Genomic DNA, 17,321 nt, shown 5'->3' on the forward strand with positions numbered 1-17,321 from the left:
AACACCGGTCGGTATGTCGGCCGCGCTATGGCCTACGGATGGGCTCGAGAAGCGACAGATGTCCGAGGGAGTCTATCTCCTTGCCCGCGAGCAGGAAGCGCACCCCCTGCACGTCGGGGAAGTCGAGCAGGGTGTAGGCGATGCCGTATACCAGCATCACCTCACCGGTGGTACCCAACCCCAATCGGCCATAGGCCGCTGGGAGGTCCACGTAGGCCAGATTGTCCCGCAGAAAGACGGTGGGAACCGGTAATCCCGGGGGTACCACTGGGTTCGCTCCTTGGACCTGCGGCCCCTTGAGCAGCTCCGCCAGGGCCCGGTTGTGCGCTTCTTCGTCGGTTTCCATCTCCACCATGCGGGTCTCGACGAGGAATTTTTCTCCGCGGGGGTCGGCGAAGTACAGGTGTAGGGCCTTGGGGCCGGGCTTGGCCTTTTGCGCCTCCGAGGGAAGGTTGACCGCATTGTTGACGACGGTATTGCTGCTGGCCCAGAAAGCCCATAACCCCACCGCCAAGGCCAGGACCCCCAACAGGTTCCACAGGCTTAGCGCGCGGCGGATCACGGATTGCCTCCCGGTTTGGGTTGGGAGCTAGGCGGGGGGTTGCTCCCGGGAGCGCTATTGGTCGGCTGGAGGCGGCCTAGGTATTTGAGGGTCGCGTTCGCCATCGCTTGGGCTAGTTGCTGCCGACCCTGGGGGGTGGAAACGTTGTCGAAACCAAACTCGGCCAACACCGCAGCCCCGCCGCTTTGCGAGAGCACCAGGTAGTCCCCTTCCCCTTGGGCGCTCACCACTCCCACGGCGGAGATCTCTTCGCTCAGCCGCCTGAGCAGATCCGCGCTCGAGCCCTCCGGGGAGACGTAGCCAAGGAGCAACCCCTTGCGCGGCTCGGGGGTACTGGGGAGGAGCTGGCGGCCTTTGCTGAGGAAGAGCAGCTTCCCCTGATTGGGGTTGGTATAGAGGTTCACCCGGTCACCCGGGGCCACGTGCAAGCTCAGCAGCACCTGGGCAAAAGCCCCGGCGTTGGCCCGGTTTTGCAGCGAGAGCGTCTGGTCCCCCTCCCGGGTCAGGCTCACCCGAAGGCCGCTGGAGGTCAGCAGGGCACGCAGGGTCTGGGCTAGGTTGAGGGTCAGGTCTTTCTCGCGAATCCCCGACTGGATAAAGCCTGAGTCCGTCCCGCCGTGGCCGGGGTCGATGACCACCAGGGGAACCCTCGAGCTCTTGGGGTTGCCCCGCTCCACCACCACCTGGCGGGGCAGGAAGTAAAGCCGCGCAGGTCCGCTGCCGGGAAGCCCGACCTCGAGGCCGTAGACCGCTGGGGCAGTCGTCACCCCTTCGGCTCCCCCCCCTGTCACCCCTACCAGCCCTACCCGGTCATCGCCTAAGAGCCGCGCCGGTACGTCGCGGTCGAGCTGCAAGGTGATTCGCTCCACCCCTTCGGACTGGGTCACTACAGCGCCGAGGAGGCGGGCCGGTTTGAGCCCTACCGCCACTCCGTCGTCTCGAACTTCATAGGATAGGTCAAGGAGGCGGGCCAATCGGGGTAGCGGCACCCAGATCCCCCCCGAGCGCTGCCAGGCCCCTTCGCCCGCAACGGCCTGGGCTCCGCTGGGGTAGACGGTAAAACTCGCCACCCGACTGCCGACGCTCAAGCTGAGGCGCCCCCCCTCTTCCAGGTAGCCCAGCCCTAGGGCCTTGGCGAGCTGGGGAGCGGAGGCGTAAGGCACACCCGCGTCCGCGGGGTAAGCCACGTAACTTTGGAGGCTGCCCAGCATTAGCGGGCGCGTTTGCAGCGGCACCGGGGTCTGCGCCAGCCCAACGGCCAGACCCACCAACGCCCCCATCAGCCCCCATCTGGGAATACGCATTCGCATCGTTTGGTATCCTACGGCAGGTTTGGGTGAGGCTGTCAAACCGCCTTACCCATCTTCTAGAGCCCGCCGTACGGCTTGCTTTTTGTCCTCGGCTTTTTTCTGGTACGCCCGCTTACCCCGAGCTAGGCCCAGCAAGAGCTTAGCGTAGCCTCGGTCGTTGAAGTAGATTTTGAGGGGGACCAGGGTGAGCCCTTTTTGCTCCACCCTCGAGCGCAGCTTATCGAGTTCGTGGCGGTGCAGGAGCAGCTTGCGCAGCCGCCGCGGGTCGTGGTTGGTGTAAGAGCCCTTTTCGTAAGGGGCGATGTAGAGGTTCTCCAAGAAGAGTTCCCCCCCCACGAACCGGGCAAAGCTGCCGGTGAAGTCTACCTGCCCGGCCCGCAACGATTTGACCTCGGTCCCCTGCAGGGACAGGCCAGCCTCGTAGGTCTCGAGGATTTCGTAATCATGCCGCGCGCGGCGGTTTTCCATGAAAGCCATAGCAGCGTCCGAACCCGGTTTCGGTCCGGCGTCGCCCATTGTAAGGCAAGCGTACGCGGATAAGTGATTTATTTCACGATACAAATAGCTCGTGACAAATATATCCACCTTCTTGAGCTTTGGCCGGCGAGGCTTAGACTAAGCCTCATGCGCCGTACGCACTACTGTGGCCAAGTCGACGAACAGCTGGTAGGACAAAACGTAACCCTGGAGGGCTGGGTGAATCGGCGACGCGATCTGGGAGGGCTGATCTTCATCGACCTGCGCGACCGCGAGGGCCTGGTTCAGGTGGTGGTGAGCCCGGATAGCCCAGCCTTCGCCGAGGCCGACCGGGTGCGAAACGAGTGGGTGGTGCGTGTACAGGGGGCAGTGCGAGAGCGGCCCGTAGAACAGATCAATCCCAAGCTCCACTCCGGCAAGGTGGAGGTAGTAGCCACATCCCTGGAGGTGCTCTCCGAGGCCCGCACCCTCCCCTTCCAGGTGGACGCCGGCTGGCGCGGGGAAGAAGAACAATACGTAAACGAGGAGGTGCGGCTTAGGAACCGGGTGGTAGATCTGCGGCGCAAGCGCCTGCACCAGAATCTACGGCTGCGCCACCGGGTGATCACGGCCATCTACCGCTTTCTCGACCAGGCCGGCTTCACCAACGTGGAGACCCCTTACCTGACCCGCAGCACGCCCGAAGGAGCCCGCGACTTTTTGGTGCCTTCGCGGCTGGCCCCCGGCCACTTCTACGCCTTGCCGCAATCTCCCCAGCTTTTCAAGCAGATGCTGATGGTGGCGGGGTACGACCGGTACTTCCAGATCGCCCGTTGCTTCCGCGACGAAGATTTGCGCGCCGACCGCCAACCGGACTTCACCCAGCTGGATATGGAGATGTCCTTTGTGGAGCAGGAAGACATCCTCACGCTCAACGAACAGCTCGCCGCTTACGTGGTGAAGGAAGCGCTGGGGGTCGAACTCCCCCTCCCCTTCCCCCGCCTCACCTACCGGCAGGCGATGGATACCTACGGCTCGGACAAGCCCGAGGTGCGCTTCGGCCTCGAGCTCCAGGAGGTGACTGGGCTGTTTGCAGGGGGCGAGTTCCGCGCTTTCGCCGGGGTCGAGACGGTGAAGTGCCTGGTGGCCCCAACCCTGCTTTCCCGCCGGGAGATCGAAGCGCTGGAAGCGGTCGCCAAGTCCAAGGGGGCCGCCGGGCTGGCCTGGGCCAGGTTCGAGGGGGGTGGACTCAGCGGGGGTATCGCCAAATTCATCCCCGCCGCCCTGCTCGAGCAGGTCCGGGTGGCAGAGGGCCAGACCCTGCTCTTCGTGGCCGGCCCCTGGCGCAAGGCGGTGGAGGGCCTGGGGGCCGTGCGGCTGGAGTTGGGCCGGAGGCTAGGCCTGATCAGGCCGGGGTACCGCTTTTTGTGGGTGGTGGACTTTCCCCTGTTGGAATGGGACGAAGAGGGGGGGCGCTGGACCTATATGCACCACCCCTTCACCAGCCCTAATCTGGACGATCTGCCGTTATTGGAAAGCGACCCCGGTAAGGTGCGGGCCTATGCCTACGACCTGGTGTTCAACGGCCTCGAGGTCGGGGGTGGCTCGATCCGCATCCACCGCCGCGATCTGCAGGAACGGATGTTTGCGCTTTTGGGCATCAGCCCGGCGGAAGCCCAGGAGAAGTTCGGGTTTTTGCTCGAGGCCCTTTCCTACGGAGCCCCGCCGCACGGCGGGATCGCCTGGGGGCTGGACCGTTTCATCGCTACCCTGGCGGGGGAGGAATCCATCCGCGAAGTGATCGCCTTCCCTAAAAACAAGGAAGGCCGCGAAACCCTCACCGGAGCTCCCAGCCGGGTCAGTGCGGCACAGCTCACCGAGTTGGGCATCGCGCTCGGACACACGGAGTAGGCTTAAGCTATGTTCTCACTTCGCCTTGAGTTGCACAGCGGCGGGCATTTGGCCGCTAAAGCGTTCGGCATCGGGCGTCTTGCCTCCCGTACCCGGCAGGTCGGCCATGGCCAATAGCCAGCTCCCCTACCTACTGGTGGACGCCTTCACCGATACCCCCGGCGGGGGTAACCGGGTGGCCCTGGTACTGGACGCCCGGGGGATGTCCTCGGGCGAGATGCACCGGATCGCCCAGCGCTTGGCTTACCCGCAGGCGGCCTTCGTCACCGACTGGTTGGGCGGGAGCTACTCGGTGCGGTTCTTCACCCCCAGCGGGGAGGTGGAGTTCGCCGGACACGCCGCGATCGCCCTGGCCCTGACCCTGGCGCGCCAGGGAATGCTCGCGCAGGGGGAAACCCGGCTCTTTCTGCGCACCCCTATGGAGACCCTACCCGTAGAGCTCGAGTACGAGGCTGGGACCCCGATCAAGGCCGTCCTGCGCGGACCTTCGCCGCGCTTTCGTGACCCGCCGCAGTGGAAAGACATCCGGGAGGTGATGGAGGTGCTGGGGGTGGGCGACCGTTACCTGCACCGGGGGTTGCCCTACGGGGTGGCCTTTACCGGGCTGTGGTCGCTTTTTTTACCCTTTGTGGCCCCGGGGTTGGTGGACGAGGTAGAACCGGAGATGGAGCGGCTGGGAGAGCTCTGCGCCCGGCTCGAGGTCGCCACCCTCCACGCCTATGCCCCCTTGGGGCCGCGCACCTTTTACGCCCGCGATTTCGCCCCCCTGTTGGGCATCCCCGAGGACCCCGTGACCGGATCAGCCAACGCCGCGTTGGGAGCGCTGCTGGCCCGGGCCGGGGTGGTTCCCCGGCGAGAGGAGGCGGTGGACCTGACGGTGCTCCAGGGGCATCGCCTGGGAATGCCGGGGACGGTGGAGGTGCGGGTGGAGTTCAGCCCCGGGGGGGAACCCTACCGGGTGTTCATCGGGGGGAAGGCCGTCCAGGTCGAAAGTGGACGGCTCGAGCTGTGAGGCCGGCCCTCGGCTGACGAGCAGGGCATACAATAGCAGGGTGACGGGATTGGTACTGATCGACGTGGACGGAACCCTGTACGGGGCAGACGGAGTCCCCGACTGCGCCTGGAGCGCCGCCGAGCTGGCCCGGGCGGCAGGGATTCGCCTGGCGGTCTGCACCGGGCGACCGGGGCGAGGGTTCGCCCTCGAGTACGCCCGGCGGCTAGAACCCCGGGGTTGGCATATCTTCGAATCGGGGGCGGTGGTGATGGGGAGCAGCGGCCCGGAGCGGGTCTGCGCCCTACCTCAGGGGGCGTATCAACACCTGCTCGAGCTCTCCCGCCGCCACGGCCTTCCCTTCGAGGTCTACACCGCCGAAGGGGGTTTCTACCGCGAGAGCGCGCATCCCGACCTGCTGGCCCACGAGCAGATGCTGGGTTTCCCTGCCGAGGTGCGAGATCTGGAGGGGGTGCCTGGCCCCATCGTCCGCGTGCAGTACGTGGTGAAGTTGGATGGGGGTTGGGAGGCCCTGCGCCCTAGGGTACAAGAAGTCGCCGGGGTAGAGCTGCACGAAGCCACCAGCCCGGGGATGCCCGGGGTGGGCTTCGCCTCGGTGACGGCGCAGGGGGTCTCTAAGGTCTCGGCGGCGCGCTGGGTGGCCGAGCGGTACGGGCTCACCCTGGAGCACGCTGCCATGATCGGGGACGGCGAGAACGACCTCGAGCTGATCCGCTCGGCGGGGTTGGGCATCGCCATGGGCAACGCCCCGGCTTCGGTCAAGGCGGTGGCGCGCTACGTGGTGCCCCGGGTCGAGGAATGCGGCCTGGCCGAAGCCTTGCAGCGGGTGATGAGCGAGAACCGCGCGGGGGCCTCCTCGTTGCGGCGGGGAAGGGATTAAAGGAGGATCGCTTGATCCAGCTCGTCGCGCTCGACCTCGACGGAACCTTCTACGCCGGGCCCCGGCTAGGGGTCCCGGAGAGCGCCTGGGCCGCGATCGAACGCGGCAAACGGGAAGGGCTCCGCTTCGCGGTCTGCACCGGGCGCCCTCAAGGCGGCTACGGGCTAGCGTGGGCTAGGCGGATGGAACCGGAAGGAGCCCACATCTTCAACGACGGGGCCTCGATCTGCGACGCCCTGGGGCGAGCTTTACACTACGAGCCCTTGCCCAATTTCGCCCAGATCGTTGAGCTAGCCCGCAAGCACCGGATCGCTTTCGACGTGTTGACCGAGACCGGAGGGCGCTACTGCCAGGCCGATCTGGTGCCGCCGGGGATCGAGGAGCATGTGGCGGTGGTGGGGGTCCCGGCGCAGCTAGCGGTGCTCGAAGGGCTGCGCGAAACCGTGGTGCGGAGTTGGTGGGTGACCACCGACCCCACCGATTGGGAAGTGGCCAAGCCGGACCTCGAGGCCGTTGCGGGGATCGACATCGCCGAGTACCTCTCTCCTCGGGAGGCCATCGTAGGCATCATCCGCAAAGGGGTCTCCAAAGCCACCGGGCTGGAGTGGCTGGCCCGCTACTACGGGCTGGATCGCCGCGAGATCGCCATGATCGGCGACTCCGATAACGACGTGACGGCGCTGCGCTACGCCGGGCTGGGGATCGCTATGGGCAACGCCGTCGGGGCGGTCAAGGCGGTCTCCGACCACGTCGTAGGGCACGTCCGCGAGAGCGGCTTTGCCGAGGCCATCGAATACATCCTGGAGCACAACTATGCCGCTCGCTGAGGAGATGCAGCAGCTTATCGCTGGCTTTCCCGGGGAGGTAGGGGTGGTGCTGGAAAACTTGGCCAGCGGGGAGCGCTTCGCCCACCAGGAAGCCCGCCCCTTCCCGGCCGCCAGCACCATCAAGCTACCGATGCTGTGCTATGCACTTTCGACCGGAGTCGACCTTGAGCAAAAAATCCCCATCCGACCCGAAACCGTAGCGCTCGGCTCGGGCATCCTCAAGGACCTCTCGCCGGGCCTGGCGTTGCCCTTGCGCGACCTCCTGACGCTGATGATCGTACTGAGCGACAACACCGCCACCAATGTGGTGCTGGACTTCTTCGGACATAAAGCGCCCTTCAACGCCTATTACCGGGCTCGAGGCTGGCTCGAGACCTACACCGCCGGCCTGCTTTCGCTGCCCCAGGACCGGCCCGACCCGAAGCGCGAACAAGGGGACTTCAGCCGGACCAGCGCCCGCGACCAGGCGGCCATCTTGAAGTCGCTGTGGCGGGGGGAGTTACCCCGGGCCCAGACCGCCCTCGATATCCTCTCCAAGCAGCAGCTCACCGGCTTTCTGCGCTACCTCCCGGCGGACCTGGATGATCTTGAAGAGGGGACCACCCCGCTCAAGCTCTACTCGAAGTCCGGCGAGATCCGCTGCTGCCGCCACGACGCGGGGATCCTGGCCAAGGGAGACCAGGCGGTGGTGATCGCCGTCCTCACCGAGAGCGAAGCCGATCCCCGCTTCCATCCCGACCACCCAGCCGTCTTGCTGATCGGGCGGATCGCCGAAATCGCCTACCGCACCTGGCTGACCTGAGCGCCTCACAAAAGCCCCTGGCGCAAAGCCTTGATCGCGGCCTGGGTGCGGTCGGAGGCGGAGAGCTTGGCCAGCAGGTCCTCGATATAGGTCTTGACCGTGCTCAGGCTGAGGCCGAGGGCCTGGGCGATCTCCTTGTTGGAAAGCCCATCGGCGATCAGGCGCAGGACCTCCAGCTCACGTGGCGAGAGCTGGGCCTGGCCCTCGCTGGGCACGCTGAGCTGGCCCAGCACGATGTGGGCGATCTGCGGGTCGAGGTAAGTGGAGCCTATCGCCGCGGCCCGGATGGCCAGCAGGAGCGAGGCCGGGTCGGTGGACTTGAGGCAGTAGGCATCGGCCCCCGCGGTCATCGCGGCCAACACCTCGGCCTCGAGCTGGTGCACGGTGAGCACCACCACCCGCACCCCGAAGCGCTCCTTGACCCGCCGGGTGGCCTCGATGCCGTCCATGCCGGGCAGGCCGATGTCCATCAGGACCACGTCGGCTGGGGTACGCTCGAGCTGTTCGATGGCCTCCTCGGCGCTTCTGGCCTCGCCCACCACCTTCAGGTCCGGCTCGCGCCCCACCGCGACCCGTAGGCCGTCGCGGGTAAAGGCGTGATCTTCAACGATAAACACTCGGGTCATGGCTACTTCGCTTGAAGGGCTTCCTCGAAGGGGACCAGAAGGGGAAGCTCCACCCGGAAGAGGCTACCCCCGCCGGGGCGCTCGAGGTAGCGGATGCTCCCGCCGTGGGACTGGGCGATCTGGCGGGCCAGGTACAGCCCCAGCCCCTTGCCCCCGCCGGCGCGGTGGCTGGAAAAGCGGGTGAAGAGCCGCTCGCGGGCCTCCGGGGGGATGCCCGGACCCCGGTCGGCCACCTCCAGCCGGGCTACTCCTCCCGCCTCCTCCAGCCGCACCTCGACCTCGCTCTCCGGCGGGGCGAACTTGGCCGCGTTGTCCAGCAGGTTTTGCAACAGCCGGCGCAGGTCGCCTTCCCGGCCCGGGACCTCCAGGCGTTCTGGCGCCGATACCCGGATCTCCAGGCGCCGCTCGCGCCACAACCCCTCTAGCCGCTCCACGCCCTCGCGCACCAGCCGAGCCAGATCCACCGGGCGCTTGGGGGGTAGGGCTTCCCCGCTTTCCAGCTGGGCCAGCAAAAGAAGTTCCTCGGCCAACTCGAGCAGGTCCTGGTTGGCCTCGAGGCCGTTGCGCAGGCTTTTCTTGAACTCCTCCGCAAGCTCCCCGTAAGCGCCCTCCAGGGCCAATCGCAAATTCATGGCGTTGGCCATGAGGGGGGTGCGCAGGTCGTGGGAGAAGGCGTAGATGAGGTCGCGGATCACCGCGTTGCGCTGGGCCAGCTTCTCCTGCTGCTCCTGCAGCCGGGCGAAGAGCCGGGCCTTGCCCCAGAGGGCCTGCAAGGGCGGCAGAAGCTCCTGGAGGAAAGCCGCCGCGCCCTCGTGGCGGGGGTGCTCAAAGAGCAGGAGCAGGTCGGGCTGGAGGTGCCCCAGGAGAAAGCTCCTCCCCGAGAGCAACACCTGGCGCACCGGCTGCGGGCTCGAGGCCGGGGCCTCCTGGGGGGCTTCCCAGCCCTTGGGCGTGGCGTAGAGCCGCTCCCCCCAGCGCCCGCCCCGCAGGGTTAGGACCGCGGCGGCGTCGGCCTCGAAGAGGTTCTTGAGCACCCGCGCGGCCCGCTCTAAGAGCTCGGGCGGGGTGAGGGGTCCGGAGAGGTCCTCCACCAGCTGGCGCAGTTGCCGCTCCCGCCGGGCGCGGCGCTCCTCCGCCCGGGCCAGGGCCAGGCGGCTGGAAGACTCCCCGGCCTTGAGCGAGAGCAGCGCCACCAGCAAAAAGGAGAGCGCCGAGAACAGCCGGTTGAGCACGGCGACGCCCTCGAGGCTTCCCGCGGCCTTGGCGTTGAGCAGGCCGGCGAGGAGGTTGGCCGCCAGCGCCAGCAGGGTCATGCCCAGGGTCAGGCGGCGAGAGAGGGCCAGCCCGGTGAGGGCGATGGGCACGTTGTAGAGGATGGCCACCACCAGGGCCTGCGGGGTCAGCACGTCGGCCAGGAACACCCCGCCGATCAAGAGGGCGCTCAACAGCGCCAGGGCGCGCATCGTAACCAGTATAGCCCCCGGCCTCATCCGATCACCACCAGCACGCCCAAAGCCCCCCCGCCGAGCAGGGAGGCCACCCGGCCCGCCCACCCCCAGCGCAGGCCCCGCCGGGGCATCCCCAGGACCACCAAGCCCTGCCGCCGGGCCTCGCGCAAGAAGGCCTGGCTCGAGTACAGCCCGCCCTGGGCCGCCACCCCGGCCCTGCGGGCCCCCTCGAGCGGGCCCTCCAGCGACTGCCAGGCCCGCTCCCGGGCCGCCCGCCACAGGCTTGGGGAGAAGTAGGGGCCCTCCAGGTACCCCGCTTCGGGCGGCCCCTCGACCCAGGCCAAGGTCAGCGGTAGGCCCTGCTGCCGCGCCAGCCAGATCCCCTCCTGCGCCGCCCGGAGGCTGAGGGGCGGGCCCAACCGGACCAGCACCCCTCGGGCCTCCTGAAAGTCTGCGCCCGGGGCGAGGAGCAACGCGGGCCGTTGCAGGCGAGATACCCGCGCCCAGGCCGCGAGGCTCCCCCCGGGCAGCAGGGCGATTCCCCGCGCCCGCAGGGCGGGCTCGAGGCGGGGCTCAGGGGGAAGGGCCAGCGCCATAGCCAAGGTCTCTGCTCATCCTGCGCGGCTACCGGGGTGTGGCCCAGCGGTCAAACGGCCCCGCGGGGTCGGTCACCTGACCGATCCCGGTCGCCAAACGGCGGCTGCCTCATGAGGAAGAGGGGGTCTAGGCTGGGCGCTGGAGGTGTGAGGTGTCGCCGATAGAGTACGCCGTGGTGGGCTTCATCGCCCTGGCGCTCATGGTCTACTTGGTTTACGTGATCGTTTCCCCCAAGAGGTTCTGACATGTCCCTGCCCAAAGCTCAGCGGCCGCGCAACCTGGCGCGCGCAAAAGGCCTGTTTGACCCCGAGCTGTCTCGCCAGGCCCTGGTGGAGGCCTTCCGCAAGCTGGACCCGCGGCGGATAGTAAACAACCCGGTGATGTTCGTGGTGGAAGTAGGGACGGCGCTGGTGCTGTACTTCACCCTGCGCTCGGCCCTCACCCGCTCCCCCGACCTCGGCTACCAGGCCGCGGTGTTCCTCTTGCTCCTCCTCACCCTGCTCTTCGCCAACTTCGCCGAAGGGCTGGCCGAGGCCCGCGGGCGGGCCCAGGCCCAGAGCCTGCGCTCGGCCCGCGCCGACCTCAGGGCCCGGCGGATTACCGAAACCGGGATGGAGGAGGTGGCCAGTACTGCCTTACGGCGCGGGGACCGGGTACGGGTGAAAGAGGGGGAGTTCATCCCCGCCGACGGCGAGGTGGTGGAGGGATTGGCGGTGGTGGACGAGTCGGCCATCACGGGAGAGTCGGCGCCGGTAGTGCGCGAAGCGGGCAGCGACTTCAACGGGGTGACCGCGGGGACCCGGGTGCTCACCGGTGAGATCGTGGTGGAGGTGACCTCCAACCCCGGCGAGAGCTTTCTCGACCGCATGATCGCCCTGGTCGAGGGGGCCAGCCGGCAAAAGACCCCCAACGAGATTGCCCTCACCATCCTGCTGGCCGCGCTCACGGCGGTGTTTCTCATCGTCAGCGCCACGCTGCTTCCCTTCAGCCTCTACGCCGGCCAAGGAGTGGGCCTTACGACCCTGGTCGCCCTCCTGGTCTGCCTGATCCCCACCACCATCGGCGGGCTGCTCTCGGCCATCGGGATTGCCGGGATGGACCGGGCCCTCAGGGCCAACGTGGTGGCCAAATCCGGCAAGGCGGTGGAGGTCGCGGGGGATGTGGACACCCTGCTCTTGGACAAAACCGGCACCATCACCCTGGGCGATCGCCAGGCTACCGAGTTCCACCCGGTGGCCGGGGTCTCCCCGGAGCGGCTGGCCTGGGCGGCCCTGGCGGCCTCGCTCCACGACACCACCCCCGAGGGCAAGAGCATCGTGCGGCTGGCCCGCGAGAGGGGAGCCCGGGTGGAAGAAGCCCTCGCCGCGGGCTCTAAGGGCCTCGAGTTCACCGCCCAAACCCGCATGTCCGGCACCGATCTGCCGGGGGGGGTGCGGCTGCGCAAGGGCTCCCCCGACCGCATGATGGAGCTGGTGGCGCAAGCGGGAAACAAGGTCCCTCCCGACCTCACCCCCTTGGTGGAAGAGGTCGCCCGACAGGGGGCCACCCCGCTGGTGGTGTGCGAGAACGATCAGGCCCTGGGGGTGGTGGCCCTTTCGGATGTGGTCAAGCCGGGGATCCGCGAGCGCTTCGCCCAGCTCCGGCGCATGGGCTTACGCACGGTGATGGTCACCGGCGACAACCCCCTCACCGCCCGGGCCATCGCCGAGGAGGCGGGGGTGGATGAGTTCGTGGCCCAGGCCAAGCCGGAGGACAAGCTCCGGCTCATCCGCGAGGAGCAGGCCAAGGGCCGCTTGGTGGCGATGATGGGCGACGGCACCAACGACGCCCCGGCGCTGGCCCAGGCCGACGTGGGGCTGGCCATGAACTCCGGTACCCAGGCCGCTAAAGAGGCGGCCAACATGATCGACCTGGACTCCGACCCCACCAAGCTATTGGAGGTCGTCGAGATCGGCAAGCAGCTCCTGATCACCCGCGGGGCGCTCACCACCTTCTCCGTGGCCAACGACGTGGCCAAGTTTTTCGCCATCATCCCGGCGCTGTTCGTAACCTCCTACCCCGAGCTGCAAAGCCTCAACGTGATGCACCTGGCCACGCCGCAGAGCGCCATCCTCTCGGCGGTGATCTTCAACGCGATCATTATCCCCCTGCTCATCCCGCTGGCCCTGCGGGGGGTGCGCTACCAGCCGCTGGGAGCCAATGCGCTGTTGCAGCGCAACCTGCTGATCTACGGCCTGGGGGGGCTGGTGGCCCCCTTCATAGGGATCAAGCTGATCGACCTGGCCCTGAAGGCGCTGGGATGGGGGTAGGAGGCGGGATGTTAGACCTAGTGTACGTGTTGCTCAGTGTGCTCTGCTTCGGGTTGTTTGTGCTCTACGTCTACGGCATGGACCGGATTCGCGATTAGGAGGGGTGTGTGTTCGCAGCTATCGAACAAATTGCGCTGGTGCTGCTGGTCATGACCGGGCTGGCCGTGGGGGTGGGGGCCTACTTAGCCCGGGTGTTTACCGCGAAGGGGCACTGGGGGGTGGAGCGGCTAACCTACCGCCTCCTGGGGATTGACCCAGCGGAGGAGATGGATTGGAAACGCTACGCCTTGGCGCTGGTGCTGAGCGACCTGATCATGATGCTCTCAGGCTACGCCCTGCTGCGCCTGCAGGGGCTGCTGCCCCTCAACCCCGCCCACCTGCCCCCGCAAAGCCCCGACCTGGCCTTCAATACCGCCGCCTCCTTCGTCACCAACACCAACTGGCAAAGCTACGCCGGGGAGACCAGCCTCTCCAACTTCAGCCAGATGGCGGTGATCACCTTCCTCATGTTCGTGAGCGCGGCCACCGGCTTTGCCGCCGGGGGGGCCTTCATCCGCGGCCTGAGCCGCACCGGGTTTGGCTGTATCGGGAACTTCTGGGTGGACTTCACCCGGGTGGTTTACCGGGTGATGCTCCCAGCGTGCTTTGTGCTGGCGCTGGTCTACGTGCAACAGGGGGTGCCGCAAACCCTGCAAGCCGACGTAGTAGCGCATACCCTCGAGGGTTCCCCCCGGCGCATCGTCCTGGGGCCGGTGGCCAGCCTCGAGGCCATCAAACACCTGGGCACCAACGGCGGGGGGTTCTTCAACGCCAACGCCGCCCACCCCTACGAAAACCCCACCCCGCTGACCAACGCCCTGCACATCCTGGCCATGCTGCTCATCCCCTCCGCCCTGACCTATACCCTCGGCAGCATGTTGGCTCGCCGGCGGCAGGGCTGGGTTTTCTTCGGCACCTTTTTGGTGATGTTCGTGGGCTTTCTCGCCTTGGTCTATAGCGCCGAGCAGTCGGGTAACCCCCTCTTGGAGCGGGTTGGAGCGGACCAACGCCTCAGCGAGGGCCAAAGCGGGGGGAACCTGGAGGGCAAGGAGGTGCGCTTTGGCATCACCCAAACTAGCCTCTTCATCACCACCACCACCGCCGCCACCACCGGCTCGGTGGACGCCATGCACGACTCCCTCACCCCCCTGGGCGGCCTGGTGCCCCTGGCCCAGATGATGCTCAACGTGGTCTTCGGCGGCAAGGGGGTGGGGCTCATTAACCTGGTGCAGTACGCGATTTTGGCGGTGTTCATCATCGGGCTCATGGTGGGGCGGACCCCGGAGTTCTTGGGGAAAAAGCTCGAGGCCCGCGAGGTCTCCCTCACCGTGCTGGCCTTGCTGGCCCACCCCGCCAGCATCCTGATCTTCACCGCGCTGGCCCTGGTCTGGCCGGGGGCCCTGGCCAGCCTGAACAACCCCGGAGCTCACGGGTTCAGCGAAGTGCTCTACGCCTACACCTCGGGCACGGCCAACAACGGTTCGGCCTTCGCCGGGCTCAACGCCAACACCCCCTTTTACAACACCACTATCGGCTTGGCCATGCTCTTGGGCCGCTTCCTCACCCTCTTGCCGCTGCTGGCGGTGGCTGGCTCGCTGGCCGCCAAACGCTCGGTACCCCAAACGGCGGGGAGCTTCTCCACCGAGACGGGGTTGTTTGGGGGCGTGCTGGTGTTGGTGATCCTGATGGTGGGGGGGCTAACCTTCTTCCCCGCTTTGGCCCTAGGGCCGATCGTGGAGCATTTGCAGATGCTCGCCGGGAAGACCTTTTAGGAGGTGGTGAAATGCAAGCTTCCCTTCGTACGCTGTTGCGGCCTGCGGCAATGCTAACCCTATTGTTCATGCTGCTCACGGGCCTTGCGTATCCCCTGGCCACGGCGCTGGTGGCGAACTTCCTCTTTCCCTACCAGGCTGGGGGCAGCCTCATCCGTCAGGGAGGGCGGGTGGTGGGCTCGAGCCTCCTGGGCCAAGCCTTTACCTCGCCCCGCTACTTCCACCCGCGGCCCAGCGCCACGGCCCCGGAGCCCTACAACGCCGCCCAGAGCGGCGGCAGCAACCTGGGCCCGACCAACGCCAAGCTCGTCCAGGCGGTACAGGAACGGGTGCGGCAGTACCGGCAGGAAAACGGCCTGGCGGAGGGGGTGCCGGTGCCCGTAGACGCGGTCACGGCCTCGGGCTCAGGCCTGGACCCGCACATCTCCCTAGCCAATGCCGAGCTGCAAGCCCCGCGGGTGGCGAAGGCCCGAGGGCTGCCTGTGGAGCGGGTGCGGCAGCTCATCCGTGAGCACACCCAAGGGCGGCAGTTCGGCCTTTTGGGAGAGCCCAGGGTCAACGTGCTGGAGCTCAACCTGGCCCTGGACGGGGTACGCTAGGAGCCGTGGAACCGGCAGCCCCCGACCCAGAGCAGCTGCTCGAGGCCATCCTGAAAAGCGGCCGGGGCCGCCACAAGATCTACGTGGGGGCCGCCGCCGGGGTGGGCAAGACCTACCGGGCCTTGCAGGAGCTGCGCGAGCGCCTGGAGGCCGGGGTGGACGCGGTGGTGGGCTACCTGGAGACCCACGGGCGCCCCGACACCGCCCGCATGGCCGAGGGGTTGCCGGTCTTTCCGCGCAAACAGGTGGAGTACAAGGGGGTGGTCCTGCCGGAGATGGACCTGGAGGGGCTGCTCGCGCGCCGCCCGGCGCTGGTGCTGGTGGACGAGCTGGCCCATACCAACGCCCCCGGCTCCAAGAACGCCAAGCGCTACCAGGACGTGGAGGAACTCTTGCAGGCGGGGATCAGCGTGATCTCCACCATGAACATCCAGCACCTGGAGTCCTTGAACGACCTGGTGGCCCGCCTCACCGGGGTGCGGGTGAAGGAGCGGGTCCCCGACCGGGTGCTCCTGGAGGCCGACGAGGTGATCCTGGTGGACGTGACCCCGGAGGTGCTCCAGGAGCGGCTCCGGGCGGGCAAGATCTACCCCAAGGCCAAGATCGAGCAGGCCCTGGCCAACTTCTTCACCGCGGAGAACCTGGCCGTGCTGCGCGAGCTGGCCCTGCGCAGCGTGGCCGACAAGGTGGAGGAAGACGCCTCGGTGGGGGAGGACTCCCCGGCCCTCAAGGAGCGCATCGCGGTGGCGGTGACCCCCAGCCCCAAAGACGCCCTGCTCATCCGCCGCGGGGCCCGCATGGCCCAGCGGATGCGCGGCGAGCTGCACGTGGTGCACGTGAGAAACCGCCGCCTCTCGCGGGAGGAGGAGCGGGCGCTGGACAGCCACCGCATCATCGCCGAGAGCCTCGAGGGGCGCTTTCATCGCCTCGAGGGCCGCGACGTGGCCCGGGCCCTGGCGGAGTTTGCCAAGGAATACGGCATCACCCAGCTGGTCTTGGGGGAGAACTCCAACCCCACTTGGCGCGACTTCTTCCGCATCTCCATCATCCAGCGGCTGATCTACCTCACCCACGATATCGACATCCATATCATGGACCGGCGCCCCGAGGAATCCTAACGGCAGCCCGGCGACAAAGGGGATGCGATAGACATCCTAAGTTATTTGTCAAGCCTCATTTACAACTCACCTAACACACACAGCCCACGCCGCGCGTGCTAAACGATGCGCCACTGCAACCAGGGCTAGCTTTTTAGGCTTGCCCGAGTCCACAAGGCGGCGATACAAAGCAGCTTGTACGGAGTCGGTACGGGTCGCGGCTGTCGCTGCGAGGTAGTAGCTAGCGCGGAGCATGGGCGGGCCAATGCGGGAGATACGGGCGCTAGCGTCCATCTCTCCAGATTGGTAGATGCGCGGAGTAAGCCCGGTGTAAGCCGCGTACGCCCTCGCCGAGTGGAAGCGCCGCAGATCGCCCGAGTAGGCCAAGAGCTTTAGCGCGAGGGTGGGGCCAATGCCCGGCAGGGTTTGCAGGGCTGAAACCCACGAAGCAGCTAGTGGATATGCCGCAACAATGGCTCGTGCCTCAGCGTACAGGGCAGCGCGTAACGACTGAATCGAATCAGGCACAGACAACGCAAACTCATGCACATGTGGGTGGGCGTAGCGCCAAGCGTGCAAGCGGTTGAGAGAGGCTGTGCGCTGCGTGTTCAGACCCTCGGCAAATCTGACCAGGAGCGAGGCCAGGTACAACGCCTCAGGCAACGGCTCATAAGGTGTGAGATCGGCTCGATATTGAGCCAGAAAGCGGGCGAGTAGGCGAGCGTCCGCCTTATCGGTCTTATTGCGGGTGAGGAGTGATCTAGCGTAAGCCCGAACCTGCAAAGGGTTGACAACGTAAACTGCGAACCCGGCCCGGTGTAAGGCGTAGGCCAAAGGCCGATAGTAGACCCCGGTAGCCTCCATCAGGACAGCCGCATCAGCAGGCAATCGTGAAACTAGCGCAGCTATGCCGTCATACGTGTTTGGAAACTGTAGCAACTCATCTGCTATAGCTACGTCCAAGCGAGAGCGGGAGATGTCAACGCCAACAAACATAAGTAGGGCGCGGGAGCCCTACGGCACTCTTACACGCGACCAAAAAGGCCAACATCCTAAACGCCCATAGGCTAGGCC

At 66.9% G+C, this 17,321-nt stretch carries 17 protein-coding genes; 10 read left to right on the forward strand and 7 right to left on the reverse strand.

The window, feature by feature from the left end; all coding sequences use genetic code 11:
* Window positions 1-25 precede the first annotated feature (25 nt).
* Genes DNA98_RS09545 through smpB form a run of 3 tightly spaced genes read right to left on the reverse strand, consistent with a single transcriptional unit; the run spans window position 26 to window position 2,349 of the window.
* The gene (locus tag DNA98_RS09545; RefSeq protein ID WP_110529648.1) at window positions 26-562 is read right to left on the reverse strand and encodes a GerMN domain-containing protein; all 537 of its coding nucleotides are present in this window, start codon (window positions 560-562) and stop codon (window positions 26-28) included.
* The gene (locus DNA98_RS09550; protein WP_110529651.1) at window positions 559-1,872 is read right to left on the reverse strand and encodes an N-acetylmuramoyl-L-alanine amidase; all 1,314 of its coding nucleotides are present in this window, start codon (window positions 1,870-1,872) and stop codon (window positions 559-561) included. Before DNA98_RS09550 ends, DNA98_RS09545 begins: the two co-directional genes overlap by 4 nt.
* A gap of 45 nt (window positions 1,873-1,917) precedes the next feature.
* The gene (smpB, locus tag DNA98_RS09555; RefSeq protein ID WP_110530647.1) at window positions 1,918-2,349 is read right to left on the reverse strand and encodes an SsrA-binding protein SmpB; all 432 of its coding nucleotides are present in this window, start codon (window positions 2,347-2,349) and stop codon (window positions 1,918-1,920) included.
* 147 nt (window positions 2,350-2,496) lie between these two features.
* Between smpB and aspS the strand changes: the two genes are divergently transcribed.
* The 5 genes from aspS to DNA98_RS09580 all read left to right on the forward strand — a co-directional run bounded on the left by aspS (window position 2,497) and on the right by DNA98_RS09580 (window position 7,760).
* Entirely contained in the window at window positions 2,497-4,239 is a 1,743-nt protein-coding gene (aspS, locus tag DNA98_RS09560; RefSeq protein ID WP_110529654.1) for an aspartate--tRNA ligase, read from the forward strand.
* 106 nt (window positions 4,240-4,345) lie between these two features.
* Window positions 4,346-5,251 carry a PhzF family phenazine biosynthesis protein gene (locus tag DNA98_RS09565; protein WP_110529657.1) on the forward strand — a complete coding sequence of 302 codons (906 nt, stop codon included), beginning with the start codon at window positions 4,346-4,348 and terminating at the stop codon, window positions 5,249-5,251.
* Between the two features lie 40 nt (window positions 5,252-5,291).
* On the forward strand, window positions 5,292-6,131 hold the full coding sequence (locus tag DNA98_RS09570; RefSeq protein ID WP_110529660.1) for an HAD family hydrolase: 840 nt from the start codon (window positions 5,292-5,294) through the stop codon (window positions 6,129-6,131).
* Window positions 6,132-6,142: 11 nt separating this feature from the next.
* The gene (locus tag DNA98_RS09575; protein ID WP_110529663.1) at window positions 6,143-6,958 is read left to right on the forward strand and encodes an HAD family hydrolase; all 816 of its coding nucleotides are present in this window, start codon (window positions 6,143-6,145) and stop codon (window positions 6,956-6,958) included.
* On the forward strand, window positions 6,945-7,760 hold the full coding sequence (locus DNA98_RS09580) for a serine hydrolase (RefSeq protein ID WP_110529666.1): 816 nt from the start codon (window positions 6,945-6,947) through the stop codon (window positions 7,758-7,760). Before DNA98_RS09575 ends, DNA98_RS09580 begins: the two co-directional genes overlap by 14 nt.
* Window positions 7,761-7,765: 5 nt before the next feature.
* Here the strand turns inward: DNA98_RS09580 and DNA98_RS09585 are convergent, their stop codons facing one another.
* From DNA98_RS09585 to DNA98_RS18085, 3 genes are read right to left on the reverse strand one after another with little or no spacing between them, the layout of a single operon-like run.
* Window positions 7,766-8,386, reverse strand: coding sequence for a response regulator transcription factor (locus tag DNA98_RS09585; RefSeq protein WP_110529670.1), 621 nt, complete (start codon window positions 8,384-8,386; stop codon window positions 7,766-7,768).
* 2 nt (window positions 8,387-8,388) lie between these two features.
* Window positions 8,389-9,849, reverse strand: a complete 1,461-nt coding sequence (locus tag DNA98_RS09590) for a sensor histidine kinase KdpD (RefSeq protein WP_233493170.1) — start codon at window positions 9,847-9,849, stop codon at window positions 8,389-8,391.
* Between the two features lie 23 nt (window positions 9,850-9,872).
* Window positions 9,873-10,430, reverse strand: a complete 558-nt coding sequence (locus DNA98_RS18085) for a hypothetical protein (RefSeq protein ID WP_233493171.1) — start codon at window positions 10,428-10,430, stop codon at window positions 9,873-9,875.
* Between the two features lie 152 nt (window positions 10,431-10,582).
* Here DNA98_RS18085 and DNA98_RS09605 point away from each other — a divergent pair, with 152 nt between their 5' ends.
* From DNA98_RS09605 to DNA98_RS09625, 5 genes are all read left to right on the forward strand, one after another.
* Complete coding sequence (locus DNA98_RS09605; RefSeq protein WP_110529676.1) at window positions 10,583-10,675, forward strand: potassium-transporting ATPase subunit F; 93 nt, start codon at window positions 10,583-10,585, stop codon at window positions 10,673-10,675.
* 1 nt (window position 10,676) lies between these two features.
* Window positions 10,677-12,740 (forward strand): potassium-transporting ATPase subunit KdpB, encoded by a 2,064-nt coding sequence (gene kdpB, locus DNA98_RS09610; RefSeq protein WP_174719998.1) that lies wholly within the window; start codon window positions 10,677-10,679, stop codon window positions 12,738-12,740.
* Between the two features lie 107 nt (window positions 12,741-12,847).
* Window positions 12,848-14,551, forward strand: coding sequence for a potassium-transporting ATPase subunit KdpA (gene kdpA, locus DNA98_RS09615; RefSeq protein WP_110529679.1), 1,704 nt, complete (start codon window positions 12,848-12,850; stop codon window positions 14,549-14,551).
* Window positions 14,552-14,562: 11 nt separating this feature from the next.
* A complete protein-coding gene (kdpC, locus tag DNA98_RS09620; protein WP_110529682.1) occupies window positions 14,563-15,150 on the forward strand; it encodes a potassium-transporting ATPase subunit KdpC in 588 nt (195 codons plus the stop codon).
* Window positions 15,151-15,155: 5 nt separating this feature from the next.
* Complete coding sequence (locus DNA98_RS09625) at window positions 15,156-16,268, forward strand: sensor protein KdpD (RefSeq protein WP_110529685.1); 1,113 nt, start codon at window positions 15,156-15,158, stop codon at window positions 16,266-16,268.
* 66 nt (window positions 16,269-16,334) lie between these two features.
* Here the strand turns inward: DNA98_RS09625 and DNA98_RS09630 are convergent, their stop codons facing one another.
* Window positions 16,335-17,243, reverse strand: coding sequence for an IS110 family transposase (locus tag DNA98_RS09630; RefSeq protein ID WP_110529688.1), 909 nt, complete (start codon window positions 17,241-17,243; stop codon window positions 16,335-16,337).
* Window positions 17,244-17,321 lie beyond the last annotated feature (78 nt).

Source organism: Meiothermus sp. Pnk-1 (assembly GCF_003226535.1).
Classification (GTDB): Bacteria; Deinococcota; Deinococci; order Deinococcales; family Thermaceae; genus Allomeiothermus.